The sequence below is a fragment of the Alteromonas sp. CI.11.F.A3 genome (assembly GCF_032925565.1).
GTDB lineage: Bacteria > Pseudomonadota > Gammaproteobacteria > Enterobacterales > Alteromonadaceae > Alteromonas.
The window spans coordinates 3,186,342-3,198,896 of sequence record NZ_CP136708.1 but is presented as its reverse complement, the minus strand read 5'-3'; the positions used below and the strand labels follow the sequence as shown (position 1 = coordinate 3,198,896).

At 43.8% G+C, this 12,555-nt stretch carries 13 protein-coding genes; 4 read left to right on the top strand and 9 right to left on the bottom strand.

Translation table 11 applies throughout. The features are described 5' to 3' along the window. Positions 1–52: 52 nt before the first annotated feature. Positions 53–709 (bottom strand): arylesterase, encoded by a 657-nt coding sequence (locus R1T43_RS13795; protein ID WP_317349847.1) that lies wholly within the window; start codon positions 707–709, stop codon positions 53–55. Between the two features lie 17 nt (positions 710–726). On the opposite strand from R1T43_RS13795, the gene R1T43_RS13790 reads away from it, so the two are divergent. Continuing rightward, entirely contained in the window at positions 727–1,425 is a 699-nt protein-coding gene (locus R1T43_RS13790; RefSeq protein WP_317349844.1) for an ABC transporter ATP-binding protein, read from the top strand. Next, positions 1,426–3,948: an ABC transporter permease gene (locus tag R1T43_RS13785; protein ID WP_317349841.1), complete on the top strand. Its 2,523-nt coding sequence runs from the start codon at positions 1,426–1,428 to the stop codon at positions 3,946–3,948. 254 nt (positions 3,949–4,202) lie between these two features. Here R1T43_RS13785 and R1T43_RS13780 read toward each other — a convergent pair whose 3' ends face one another. Beyond that, positions 4,203–5,096: a TIGR01777 family oxidoreductase gene (locus R1T43_RS13780; RefSeq protein ID WP_211069487.1), complete on the bottom strand. Its 894-nt coding sequence runs from the start codon at positions 5,094–5,096 to the stop codon at positions 4,203–4,205. Positions 5,097–5,175: 79 nt separating this feature from the next. Next, the gene (folX, locus tag R1T43_RS13775; protein ID WP_057792815.1) at positions 5,176–5,544 is read right to left on the bottom strand and encodes a dihydroneopterin triphosphate 2'-epimerase; all 369 of its coding nucleotides are present in this window, start codon (positions 5,542–5,544) and stop codon (positions 5,176–5,178) included. Between the two features lie 75 nt (positions 5,545–5,619). Between folX and R1T43_RS13770 the strand changes: the two genes are divergently transcribed. After that, entirely contained in the window at positions 5,620–6,663 is a 1,044-nt protein-coding gene (locus R1T43_RS13770) for an AI-2E family transporter (RefSeq protein WP_317349835.1), read from the top strand. Here R1T43_RS13770 and R1T43_RS13765 read toward each other — a convergent pair. Genes R1T43_RS13765 through R1T43_RS13755 form a run of 3 tightly spaced genes read right to left on the bottom strand, consistent with a single transcriptional unit; the run spans position 6,660 to position 8,947 of the window. Further along, a complete protein-coding gene (locus tag R1T43_RS13765) occupies positions 6,660–7,985 on the bottom strand; it encodes an ATP-binding protein (RefSeq protein WP_211069485.1) in 1,326 nt (441 codons plus the stop codon). The genes R1T43_RS13770 and R1T43_RS13765 overlap by 4 nt on opposite strands. Positions 7,986–7,995: 10 nt before the next feature. Beyond that, the gene (locus R1T43_RS13760; RefSeq protein ID WP_211069484.1) at positions 7,996–8,670 is read right to left on the bottom strand and encodes a response regulator transcription factor; all 675 of its coding nucleotides are present in this window, start codon (positions 8,668–8,670) and stop codon (positions 7,996–7,998) included. A gap of 1 nt (position 8,671) precedes the next feature. After that, positions 8,672–8,947 (bottom strand): PepSY domain-containing protein, encoded by a 276-nt coding sequence (locus R1T43_RS13755; RefSeq protein ID WP_211069483.1) that lies wholly within the window; start codon positions 8,945–8,947, stop codon positions 8,672–8,674. A gap of 501 nt (positions 8,948–9,448) precedes the next feature. Between R1T43_RS13755 and R1T43_RS13750 the strand changes: the two genes are divergently transcribed. Further along, entirely contained in the window at positions 9,449–9,913 is a 465-nt protein-coding gene (locus R1T43_RS13750; RefSeq protein WP_211069482.1) for a pyridoxamine 5'-phosphate oxidase family protein, read from the top strand. A gap of 321 nt (positions 9,914–10,234) precedes the next feature. On the opposite strand, the gene R1T43_RS13745 is transcribed toward R1T43_RS13750, so the two are convergent. The 3 genes from R1T43_RS13745 to trpB are packed head-to-tail and all read right to left on the bottom strand — an operon-like array spanning position 10,235 to position 12,542. Next, entirely contained in the window at positions 10,235–10,534 is a 300-nt protein-coding gene (locus R1T43_RS13745; RefSeq protein WP_211069481.1) for a YciI family protein, read from the bottom strand. 17 nt (positions 10,535–10,551) lie between these two features. Further along, entirely contained in the window at positions 10,552–11,361 is an 810-nt protein-coding gene (gene trpA, locus R1T43_RS13740) for a tryptophan synthase subunit alpha (RefSeq protein ID WP_211069480.1), read from the bottom strand. Continuing rightward, positions 11,361–12,542: a tryptophan synthase subunit beta gene (gene trpB / locus R1T43_RS13735; protein WP_061997530.1), complete on the bottom strand. Its 1,182-nt coding sequence runs from the start codon at positions 12,540–12,542 to the stop codon at positions 11,361–11,363. The genes trpA and trpB overlap by 1 nt, the downstream gene beginning before the upstream one ends. Positions 12,543–12,555: the final 13 nt, after the last annotated feature.

Genomic DNA, 12,555 nt, shown 5'->3' with positions numbered 1-12,555 from the left:
AGCTGTCATTTGTTCTAGCATTTAACATATAAGGTTAAAAGCATAGCACAGGTTAACCCTTGTTTATGATTAAAGGTGTCAATTTTTCGAACATAAAATCGACAATCATTGGTTGTGCTTCTGCGTTAGGATGAATACCATCACGTTGCATTAAGTTTTTTTGAAGTGCTATGTCCTCAAGAAAAAAAGGAATTTTTGTAACTTCATGTTGCTCAGAGACAGTCTCAAAAGTGTCGCTAAACATTTGTGTATAGCGTTTGCCGTAATTAGTGGGTATTTGCATGTCTTGTACAAAAACGACGGTATTGTCTGATTTTGCTATTCTAATAATTGCGCTCAAATTGTCCCTAATCTTACTGATACTGTGCCCTTGAAGGCCATCGTTCCCACCAAGCTCTACTAAAATGTGGCTTGGTGTGTGTTGTTCAATTAACCTTGGAAGCCTAGCTAAACCGCCATCAGTGGTCTCACCGCTTACCGCAGCATTTACAATATCGATCGATATATTCTCGTCACGCCAGCGTTTTTGTAACAAACTCACCCAACCTTCTTGTTGATCTAACCCGTATGCAGCAGATAGGCTGTCACCTAGAATCAGTAATTTAGCTGAATTATTAGGGACGATGGTATCGGTCTGATCTGATAATGCGGATAACGGTATTAATAAAAGCAGTGTGAACAAAACGGCGCTGCGAAAACGATAAATCACGAATTGATGACCCCTATATGATTAAAACATCCAAAGTAACTAAGTCTGTAAGTACGAGCGAAGGTACGCTTGAGATCCTTCATCCTATCTCTTTTGAAGTCAAGTCTGGTGAGTCCGTTGCCATTATCGGTGCGTCAGGTTCAGGAAAATCTACTTTATTAGGGCTGCTTGCCGGCTTAGATGAAGCCTCTCAAGGAGAAATTCATCTAGATGGCGAACCATTACATACTATGGATGAAGAGGCTCGCGCTGTGTTGCGAGGTCAAAAAGTAGGCTTTATATTTCAGAGCTTTATGTTAGTGCAAAGTTTAACGGCTATTGAAAATGTAATGCTGCCGGCTGAAATCGCAGGCTTAGACAACCCTAAGCAGATGGCGACTAAGATCCTCGAACAAGTCGGCATTGGTCATCGCGCGAGTCATTATCCAAATCAACTTTCAGGTGGTGAACAGCAACGTGTTGCTATTGCGCGGGCTTTTATTACTTCTCCCAAAATTCTATTTGCAGATGAGCCGACTGGAAACTTGGATGCAACAAACAGCCACAAAGTAGAAGATCTTCTTTTTGCGCTGAACCGAGAAAAGGGTACAACGTTAGTGCTGGTTACCCACGATGACGAGCTTGCCGATAAGTGTGACAGGCAGTTAACCATGCAAGCGGGTGAATTGACTGAGTCTACCGTGGTATCGCCGATACAGCGTACAGAGGCTGTATAAATGAGTACGACATCGACCTTGGCATGGCGATTGTTTCGTCATGAAGCGAAACGCGGAGAGTTAACCATCATTCTATTGGCAATTGTGTTGTCGGTAGGAGCGGTATTGTCGCTGTCACTATTTAGTGAGCGGTTACAAGGTGCCTTAAAAGAGCGCTCTGCGGCATTTATCGCGGCTGATGCACAGTTACGCTCTGATACCCCCATTAATGAGGCTTGGTTACAGCGGGCGCGTGATGAGGGGCTTAACACGGCAAAGCAGGTTACTACTCGGTCGATGGTGTTTTATCGTGACGAAATGTCGCTAGTTGACCTTCGAGCTGTTAATGAGAATTATCCACTAAAGGGCACGGTTAATACCACAGATGTGCCTTTTGGACAGAAAGAAGCGGCTACCGGTTTGCCCAAGCCAGGTGAAGTGTGGCTGCAGTCTTTGTTGTTTCAAACGCTGAAGCTTAGTTTAGGAGACAGCATTGAAATAGGTGATGCTGAATTTACTGTAACTAAAGTACTGGTTGATATTCCTGATGCAGGATTCAGTGTTTTTAATACCGACCCCATCGCCCTTATTAGACTGTCCGATTTGGACGCAACAGCAATAACCGGGCCAGGCAGTCGGGCACGTTACGTGGGCTATTTTGAAGGTGAAAGTAGTGCTATCAGCACTTTTTACGACTGGTTAACCCCTAGTTTGCAAGATGATTTACATAACTGGCGTACAGTTGAAGATGACGAATCAGCCATTGGTCGTTCGGTAGCCAGTGCTGAGCGGTATTTTTTATTGGCGAGTTTACTGGCCATAGTGCTTGCCGCGGTTTCCATTGCGGTGGCAGCTCAACGGTATAGCCAGCGCCATTTCGACCCCGTCGCTATCATGAAAACACTCGGTGCGACAAAGCAGGTTATTCGCAGAATCTATCTTCTTCAAATTCTATTTATTACCGGGCTAGGCATTATTATTGGGTTAATAATGGGTTTCATTGGCCAGCAAGTTGTGGTGTGGTTAGTTGCTGAAAAAGTTGATGTGGCGTTATCTATTTGGCACTGGCGGCCAGTGCTAATTGCGGTTTTCACTGGGGCTACTTGCTCATTGTTGTTCTCGCTTTACCCATTGATGCAGTTGTTTTCAATTCCTCCACTGCGGGTACTTCGTCGTGATTTAAGCACCAATTTGCGTTCTAGAACTATCCAATATGTGGCATCAGGCGGCGCTATTTTTCTACTGATGTGGATTTATAGCCAAGATTTGATGATCAGCCTTATTTTGTTTGGCTCTGGCGTGGTTTTAGTTGCAGGTTTGCTAGGCGCAACCTTTTTGCTGATTGCTGCGGGACGCAAATTCGGCTCAGGAAAAATGGGTCCTTGGCAGCTTGCTTGGGCGCGAATTAAACGCCGTTCAATGGAAAATAGTGTTCAACTGATTAGCTTCTCAGTCACTATTATGTTGTTACTTGTGGTACTGGTTATGCGCAACGACATGGTCTCACAGTGGCGTTCTCAATTACCCGAAGGCACACCAAATTACTTTTTGATTAATATAACTGGCGATCAAAAAACAGAATTGGACACACACTTCAAATCAAACGGAATTACCATCGAAGAGTTTTACCCTGTGATACGAGGGCGCTTCGTTGCAGTGAATGATGACAATGTAAATACCGAAGTGTCTAAAGAGGAAGATTCAAATACTGAAGGTAGACAAGGACTTGGACGTGAAGCGAATTTAACTTGGAGTAATTCGTTACAAAAGGAGAACGAAATTACCAGTGGTACATGGCACGGGGATAACACTGATGCATTAGAAGAGGGCGTATTCGCCGTTTCAGTCGAAACGGACGTAGGCGAGCGACTTGGCATTGAATTAGGCGATATGCTGATGTTCAATGTGGGCAGTGAAATCGTTAAAGCTAAGGTAACAAGTTTTAGAAAAGTGAACTGGCAAACCATGCAGCCTAACTTTTTCTTTGTTATTCAACCTGAGGCTATGGCGTCGTTCAATCCCACTTACATCACCAGCTTCTATTTACCCGAAGCACAGAAATCACAACTAACGACGTTGTTAAAGCCATTTGCGTCTATCACTATGTTTGACGTTGATGCGCGAATTAACCAGCTAAGAGATATTGTCAATCAAGTGTCTGTGGCCATTGAGTTTATTTTAGTCTTGGTTCTTGTAGCAGGCAGTTTAGTGTTAATTGCCCAGGTTCAAGCCAGCATGGATGAAAGACGACAAGAGTTGGCAATTTTGAGAACGCTTGGGGCGAGAGGCAGTTTAATTCGCAAAAGCGTGGTGTTCGAGTTTCTAATCATCGGCGTGATTGCAGGTTTCATGGCAGCGCTCGCTAATGAGCTTAGCTTGTATATGCTGCAAACCAATGTGTTCCAAATGACCGCAAGTCTACACTTTGAGTATTGGGTTATTGCGCCGATTGTTGGTGCAATCGTGGTAGGCGCGTTAGGGGCGATTGGATGCTGGCGCTTGCTTACGTTAAATACATCAGCACTGCTGAGGAAGATGGTCTAGGGGCTATATATAGCCAACGAGAGTTAAGAAAAGCTGTTTTAAAATGTGAGTAAATTAGACAGTCACTCAAGTGAGTGTTCTATTTCGCTAGAGATGGTCGTGCAAGCCAACCTACAAATTATTGGACACACACCCTAATTCGAGTGTGTGTCCAATTTCATTTAAAGTTAAATGTAATCTCTTAGATGAAATTTGAGTGTGTGTCCACTTCAGTGTGCACTTCAGTGAAGTTGACTCAGTGCAAATAAGCTTCACTACTTATAAATTGCTTCAAGCGCACCTTGTAATGTTGGGAAGGTAAACGTGTAGCCTGAGGTAACGAGCTTTTCAGGTAGCACCTTTTGCCCTTTTAGTATCATGTCAGAAGACTCTCCCATAGCTATCTTCAGAACGAAGCCCGGTACGGTAAACAAACACGGTCTTGAAAGCGCTGCTGCTAATGTCTGCGAGAAATCTTTATTAGTCGAAGGTGATGGAGCTGTAAGGTTAAACGGCCCATGGCAGCTGTCATGTTCAAGTAGATATGCAATAGCCGATACCATGTCATCAATGTGGATCCATGATAAATACTGATCGCCACTGCCTATTTTACCGCCTAAGCCTAGTTTGAAGGGCAGTGCCATTTTTTCCAATGCCCCACCATTTTTAGCTAACACTACACCGGTTCTAAGCGTACATACACGTGTTTCGCTGCGAGCGACAGACGTTGCGATAGCTTCCCATTTGGCACAAAGGTCGTGGGTGAACTCTTCGTGGGGGGGCGTTTGCTCGGTAACATCAACACTACCTTTACTGCCATAAAAACCAATGGCCGAACCAGAAATAAATACTGGTGGTGGGGTGCTCGCACTATTAATTTTTGCCACAAGTTTAGATGTAATATCCCACCGGCTATCGCAGATTCTCTGCTTTTGAGTGTCTGTCCAACGTTTATCGGCAATGGGTTCGCCAGCTAAGTTGATGATGGCATCGAAAATTCCAATATCATCAATGTCACTCACCTCTGAAACAAAAGCCACATCGTCACCCAACTGTTGCTTAGCTTTTTGGGGGGCTCTTGTTATGACAGTAAACTGATGCTCGTTTTTAAATTTATTAATAAACGCGCTACCGATAAGGCCAGTGCCGCCTGACATTAAAATTTTCATACAATATGCCTATAAGAGAGTTAGCAAAATGCCTATATAAGTGCCTACATAAGTGCTTATAAAAAGTCCTGAACAACGCTCAACCGGTTTTATTACACGAAAGCGTTAGCGACACCGAGTCAGAAAATCGCAGTGCATGAGGCTTATCAACCTCTACTTCGGCGTAACGGACTGATGAATGTTCAGCAGCTAAACTTAATACGTCAGCAGTGAGTTTTTCGAGCAATGAAAATCGGTTGTCTTCTACCAGCTTTATGATGGCCTTGGTAATCACCTTATAGTTTAGCGCGTCTTCCATATTGTCGCTGTCTGTCGCTCTTTGGGCATCGTAATCAATTTTCACATTAACGATAACGTCTTGTTTATTGATGATTTCATCTTCGTTAATACCAATATAGGTTCTCAATCTCAGGTTTTTAATTTTAATTGTGGCTAAGTTGAAGGTCATTGTGTTCTCGTATTTGTAGTTATGTATAAGTCACTGTAAAGTGTTTGAGTTTTTTATTAGGAATGATGCACAAAAATGTCCATGGAATTGCGCTCACCCATAGCGAAAGTACTTGTTGTTCTCGCTTGTTTAGTTGTTGTCATGGCGGGTATAAAGTCCGCTAGTACAATTATGGTACCTTTTTTCTTATCAATATTTATTGCTATTGCGTGTAGCCCAATCATTCATTGGACCGGACGTTTTGGCGTGCCTAAATGGCTTTCTATCACCTTAGTAATACTATTAATACTAGTCTTTGGATTTCTTCTTGCTGGCCTTGTAGGACAGTCTATGACGGAATTTAGAGAAAATCTTCCAGAGTACCGGGCTAAGCTTGATACCGAATTTTCGTGGATTATAGAAAAACTCGCACAATACAATATTAACGTTAACCAAGAGCTAATTGCCACACACTTAGATCCCGCCACCGCGATGTCAGTCGCGACTAATTTTATTAGCGGTATGGGCGGCGTATTGTCGAACTTGTTCCTTATATTGTTAACGGTTATTTTTATGTTGTTTGAGGCAGACAGCATTCCAAAACGTCTTCACATTGCATTGTCAGACCCTGACATGAAGCTACAACACATCGACCGCTTTATTCGTTCTGTAAATAGCTACTTGGCAATTAAAACTGTGGTGAGTTTAGGGACGGGGTTAATTATCGGTACGTGGCTTTATGTGATGGGTATCGACCATTTTCTATTATGGGCTGTGTTGGCATTCATGCTGAACTTCATCCCTAACATAGGCTCAATAATCGCTGCACTTCCAGCTGTACTTATTGCGTTTGTTCAATATGGTTTGGCTTCAGCAGGCATGGCGGCATTGGGCTTTTTGTTAGTAAATACCATTATGGGCAATATGGTAGAGCCAAGGTTGATGGGCAAAGGAATGGGGCTATCTACCTTAGTGGTGTTTTTATCTCTTATTTTCTGGGGATGGTTATTAGGTACAGTTGGAATGCTGTTATCTGTGCCGCTTACGATGGTAGTGAAAATAGCACTAGAGTCTCGAGAGGAAAGCCAATGGCTTGCGGTGTTGTTGTCTAGTGCGGGCGATAAAAAAGAAAGAGCTTAAACCGGGAACTTCACAATAAAGCGAGCGCCGCCAATAGGGGCGCGCTCGATAAGCAGTTTACCTTGGTAGATGGCAACAAGGTCGCTTACCAAGGCCATGCCAATTCCTTGCCCGTCTGCGTAAGTATCTAATCGAGTACCACGCTCTAACAGTGCTTGTTTCTTATCCGAAGGGACGCCGGGGCCATCATCATCAATGGTCAACACCGCCCAGTTTCCTTCGTTGATTAGCGTAACCAATACCTTCGAGTCTGCAGCCTTACAGGCGTTATCTAACAGGTTACCTACCATTTCCATAATATCGGTTTCGTCAGCCTTTATGGCGACCTTGTTAATGGCTTCAATCGTTATCGACAATTGTTTATGCTGATATACTTTATCCATGGCGTTAGCCACTTTTTGTGTGATAGGTAACAGAGGGATAGCCGCTTGCCACCCGGTTTTACCCGCACTAGCACGTTTTAATTGGCGTTGAATGATCTGGTCAATTTGATTTAAAGATTCAACGGCTTGCTCTGGAAGCTTCTTAACCCCTAAAGCCACAGCTAGTGGTGTTTTTAAACTATGAGCAAGGTCGCCCAAGCTATTTTTATAACGAGCTCGCTGCTGAGATTCAGATTCAATCAGCTCATTAATTGACTGTTTTAATGGATTAAATTCGACAGGGTAGTGCGCATCAAGCTGTTGTTTCTGGCCGGTAGAGGTAAGGGAAATTTCGCTAATAAGTTTTCTTACTGGCATAAGCACAAGGCTGATCCCCACTATTATCAGTACAAGCAAACCGAGGGATAAGATAAGTAGCCAACGCCACACCACAGATATAAAGGTTTCCCGCTCTTCATCAAACAGGTGCTTATTATTGAAAATGTAAAAACGGACTGGCTCGAAGTTGCTCTCTGAGGCAAATTCGGCGGTAAACGCGTAGGCAAAATAATCTGTATTGCCGTCGAAATTGGCCGTGTAAGATTCAACGAAGAGCTCGTTACCAACATTGACGTTAAGATTTGGGGCAGGCAAGGTGTAATCTAATGCTGAAGCTGACTGCCATACAACGTGGCCACGAAAAACAATCACACCTAAGTAACCAGAGCCAGGTAAGTTAAGTTGCTCTTCGTATAAAATCTCAGGCATGAAGGGAATATCGCCGTCTAGCTCAAAAGCCGAGAGCAACCCTAGGTTCATGAGTCGAAGTTCACTCATCTTGGCCTGGGTTAAACTAGTGGTATAGGCGTCATCTAAAATAACCACAGTCAGCGGTGCAAAAAGGGCAAGTACGCCCATCGCTAATAGAATGCTCCGTATTCTCAGCGACAATTGTTTCATCGGTTATGCTTCATAGATTGCGGTTAATCCTATATCCACGCCCTCGAAGGGTTTCAATGGGCTTGAAGCTACCTTCAGGATCTAGCTTTTTACGCAATCGGCCAACAAAAACTTCAATCACGTTACTATCGAGATCAAAATCTTGATCGTAAATATGCTCAGTTAACTCTGTTTTCGAGACCACTTTCTGCGGGTTCAGCATCAAGTATTCCATGACTTTGTATTCATACGCAGTCAATTCAAGAGGGGCATCATTGACGGTAATTTCTTCAGCGACTGTGTCGAGCGAAATAGGACCGAACTGTATGACAGGGTTTGCTTGACCAGAGGCGCGACGAATTAGTGCTTTAACCCGTGCCAATAACTCTTCATTGTGAAAAGGTTTAGTAAGGTAATCATCAGCTCCTGCGTCTAACCCTTCGACTTTTTCCTGCCAGCGATCACGAGCAGTTAAGATAAGTACGGGACAGCGGATGTCTTCCTGCCTTGCTTTTCGGATAACTTCGAAGCCATCCATTTTAGGTAAGCCGATATCGATGATAGCTAAATCGTAAGCATATTCATTGAGTTGATAAAGCGCATGCTCGCCGTTGTCGGCCAAATCTACACTGTAGCCATGTTGCTGTAGTAGGCTGTCAAGCTGGGTTAGTAGGCGGCTGTCGTCTTCAGCAATGAGTATCCGCATGTTAATCCTTTGAATTTTTCTTAGATGTCTTCACTTTTCCAGAGCGCTTGTCTACGTCAACAGAGACTACACGGCCCGACTCCTTTAAAACTTTAACGCGGTACTTCTGGTTAGTTTGGCTTACACGAAGTACACGTCCAGCTTCGACCTGACGGGCACGTTCCACAGCTTGGCTCTTGCTTAATTCGCCACTCTTTTCCTGCTGCGCAAAGGCACTACCACCACTGCATATAAACAGGGTTAGCACTAAAGCCACCGCGCGAAGTGTGTTCACCATATATCCTCACCAAAAAAGCAGGCAAAGCCCGATAGATATCTAGTATATAGACCGGAGCTGAACCATTACTGAATGTCTGTATAAGTCTACCTTGCTAAATTGAGCGTGTACATAAAGCCTTAGTATCAAGCCTGAAGTGCAAGAATGAATGTGGGACAGTCACTTAAGTCTACAAGAAATTCAACTAACTACTGAATTGGACACACACTCAAGTTTTAAGTTTATAGGTGACAGAAGCCACTCACGTTTGAGTGACTGTCCAACTTTTTCTTAAGTTAAAGTGTGTGTCCAATATTAGTTCTCAATTTTAGTTGGTGTGAAAAACTTACTGTAAGAGTGAATAGGTTATAGGTACTAGTACGAAATGCTTTACGTTTTTACAGGGCGCCTTGTTTGTATATCCCTTGTATGGCCTCGTCTGTAGTGATTAATGTTCTTTCTGGCACGCAGTGTGAATTGTAATTAGGTAAGTTTATTTTAATTGTATGCAACGGAGGGAATATGTCGCACGATATTAAAACGGCAATGTGGGAAGCTATGTCTAGCAGCCCAAATGTAATGGTAAGTCTTACTGGTAAAAATACGCACTCTGAGCCAATGCGTGCCCAGCTCGATAAGCATGCTAATAGCGAATTTTGGTTTTATACCACCAAGGATAATCGTATCGCTGAAGGTGGCGAAGCAATGGTACAGTTTTCGTCGAAAGGGCATGATGTATTTGCATGCATCCGAGGAACTTTAGTTCAGGAAACTCGCCAAGACATTATTGATAAATATTGGTCTAACGGCGTTGAGGCATGGTACGAGAAAGGTAAGGACGATCCTAATCTACTTATGCTGCGATTTAATTTGGCGGATGCCGAAATCTGGGAAGCAGACCCTTCTCTTAAAGGGATGTTTAAACTGATGACGGGTAAAACCATTTCACCAGATGAAATGGGTGAACACGACAAAGTCACATTGTAGCTAAAACAGTTTGGATGAGTGTGTGTCCAACTAAGTGTTTCCAACTAAATGTCGGTAGGTAATAAGTGCTAATTAGCCAGCCGAACGCATAATTGGAGTGACTGTCCAAATTTAAAAATGGTTTGGATTTGAGTGTGTGTCCAATTTAGCGGTGCACACAAAAAAGCCTGAAAGGAATGCGTCAGCATTTCTCTCAGGCTTTTTTATTGGCGAAAATCGAAGCTCATTGCTTGATTAACGTATTTTCCACAAAGGGCTTAAAAGCTTGCCATAGCGCCTTTACTCGTTATAAAACCATAAATAGGCGCAGCTCAATCACCGCTAAGGAAGCACTTTCTTATATGGCTTAACCATTACGCTTTCGTAGACGCCCGCTTCAATGTAAGGGTCGGCATCTGCCCACGCTTGCGCCGCCTCTAGCGATTCAAACTCTGCTACCACCAATGAACCTGTAAAACCTGCTGGGCCAGGATCTGGGCTGTCGATAGCGGGGAAGGGGCCAGCTATCACTAACCTGCCTTCATCCTTTAACGTATTTAAACGCGCTAGATGCGCAGGGCGGGCCGCTAAACGATTTTCTAAGCTATTTGCTACATCGGTAGCGCAAATCATATAAAGCATATTATGACACCTAATCCTTAATCTTTAGCAGTAGCCGCTTTCATAGACTGAACAAACTCACCTAATGCACTTAGCATCGCATTATTGTCGTCTAAGTTTGCCGCAATTAAGTTCACTGTAGCGGAGCCCGAAATAGCACCTGCTGCACCAGCATCAATAGCCGACTTAACTTGTGCTGGCGTAGAAATACCAAACCCAAGTAATGGAGGTGCACATTTGTGTGCTGTTAGTCGTGCAATCAATTCCGCGGCAGGAATTTCAACCGCAGTCTCAGCGCCCGTAACCCCAGCTCTACCTAACAAGTAGGTATAGCCTTTCGAATATTCACCAATTTTTTCCATGGTTTCATCGGTCGCATTCGGCGGAGCAATCAATATTTGTGAAATGCCATTGGCATCTGCTGCTTTTTGAAATGGCGCAGCTTCGCGGATAGGAACATCAGCAACCAAAATAGAATCGACACCTGCATCACTGGCTTTTTTGTAAAAACCATCGATTGATTGTGCCATTACTAGATTACTGTATAAAAGCAAACCAATAGGAACTTGTGGGTACTTACTACGAACGCGAGCAAGTAATTCAAAACAATTGGCTACTGAAACCTTACTTTTATGGGCACGAATACTAGCGGCTTGAATAGTAGGGCCATCAGCGATTGGATCTGAATAAGGGATACCCAATTCCAAAGCATCGGCGCCACTTTCTACTAACTGGCAAATAATCGCTTCAGATTGCGCTAAGTCAGGGTCGCCTATCATTACGAAGGGAACAAAAGCGCCTTCATTTTTTGCGTCTAGGCGCGCAAACATTTCTGCATATCTTTCCATTACAGTTTGTCCCCTAAAATTTTTGTTACATGAGCCAAGTCTTTATCACCACGGCCAGATAAGTTCACCACAATAATGGTTTCTTCTTCTGCTTCGTCGGCCATATTTAATGCGTGTGCAAGGGCGTGTGAAGACTCAAGCGCAGGAATAATACCTTCTTTGCGTGCAAGCAATTGAAACGCGTTAAGGGCTTCTTCATCAGTAGCTGCAACGTACTCAGCACGACCAGTTTCGGCTAAATAAGCATGTTGAGGGCCAACTGCAGGATAGTCTAATCCGGCAGAAACTGAGTAGCTCTCTTCAATTTGACCTTCATGGTCTTGCATAATGAAGGTGTAAGCGCCGTGCAATATACCTTTGGTCCCGGTCACAATAGTGGCGCCGTGCTCTTTGGTGTGCACCCCTTTACCGGCAGGCTCAACACCCACAAGTCTTACAGAAGGTTCGTCGATGAAATCAGCAAACATGCCAATGGCATTTGAACCACCACCTACACAAGCCACAACAGCATCTGGCAAACGGCCTTCTTTTTCTAAAATTTGTGCACGGGTCTCTTCGCCAATCATGCGGTGGTATTCACGTACGATTGTTGGGAATGGGTGAGGACCCGCAGCCGTACCTAACAGATAATGTGCTGTATCGTAATTAGCAGACCAATCACGCATGGCTTCGTTTACCGCATCTTTAAGTGTGCCAGAGCCAGCATTTACCGGAATAACTTCTGCACCCATTAGCTTCATACGGAAAACGTTAGGCGCTTGACGCTCTACATCTTTAGCACCCATATAAATACGGGCTTTTAGGCCTAATAGTGCGCATGCTAACGCCGTAGCAACGCCGTGCTGGCCAGCGCCAGTTTCTGCAATCACTTCGGTTTTACCCATACGCTTTGTTAATAGCGCCTGACCCAATACTTGGTTGGTTTTGTGGGCACCACCGTGAAGTAAGTCTTCACGTTTAAGGTACAATTTTACCTTAGGGTTGCTTACCAAATTACGGGTTAGCGTCATCGCTGTTGGGCGACCTGCGTAATCTTTTAATAACCCCAAAAACTCTTTATTGAAGCTAGGATCATCTTTCGCATCTAGAAACGCTTTTTCTAGTTGGTCCAGTGCAGGAATAAGTAGTTCTGGCACATACATGCCACCGAACTCTCCAAATTTTGTATCTAATTGATTCATGCGTTGTCCTAAG

What these genes read in the sequence shown, in the direction of transcription:
- trpA (WP_211069480.1), bottom strand. Translation starts at nt 11,361, where the DNA reads ATGGAAAGATATGCAGAAATGTTTGCGCGCCTAGACGCAAAAAATGAA.
- R1T43_RS13785 (WP_317349841.1), top strand. Translation starts at nt 1,426, where the DNA reads ATGAGTACGACATCGACCTTGGCATGGCGATTGTTTCGTCATGAAGCG.
- R1T43_RS13750 (WP_211069482.1), top strand. Translation starts at nt 9,449, where the DNA reads ATGTCGCACGATATTAAAACGGCAATGTGGGAAGCTATGTCTAGCAGC.
- R1T43_RS13745 (WP_211069481.1), bottom strand. Translation starts at nt 10,534, where the DNA reads ATGCTTTATATGATTTGCGCTACCGATGTAGCAAATAGCTTAGAAAAT.
- trpB (WP_061997530.1), bottom strand. Translation starts at nt 12,542, where the DNA reads ATGAATCAATTAGATACAAAATTTGGAGAGTTCGGTGGCATGTATGTG.
- R1T43_RS13790 (WP_317349844.1), top strand. Translation starts at nt 727, where the DNA reads ATGATTAAAACATCCAAAGTAACTAAGTCTGTAAGTACGAGCGAAGGT.
- R1T43_RS13760 (WP_211069484.1), bottom strand. Translation starts at nt 8,670, where the DNA reads ATGCGGATACTCATTGCTGAAGACGACAGCCGCCTACTAACCCAGCTT.
- folX (WP_057792815.1), bottom strand. Translation starts at nt 5,544, where the DNA reads ATGACCTTCAACTTAGCCACAATTAAAATTAAAAACCTGAGATTGAGA.
- R1T43_RS13770 (WP_317349835.1), top strand. Translation starts at nt 5,620, where the DNA reads ATGTCCATGGAATTGCGCTCACCCATAGCGAAAGTACTTGTTGTTCTC.
- R1T43_RS13755 (WP_211069483.1), bottom strand. Translation starts at nt 8,947, where the DNA reads ATGGTGAACACACTTCGCGCGGTGGCTTTAGTGCTAACCCTGTTTATA.
- R1T43_RS13780 (WP_211069487.1), bottom strand. Translation starts at nt 5,096, where the DNA reads ATGAAAATTTTAATGTCAGGCGGCACTGGCCTTATCGGTAGCGCGTTT.
- R1T43_RS13765 (WP_211069485.1), bottom strand. Translation starts at nt 7,985, where the DNA reads ATGAAACAATTGTCGCTGAGAATACGGAGCATTCTATTAGCGATGGGC.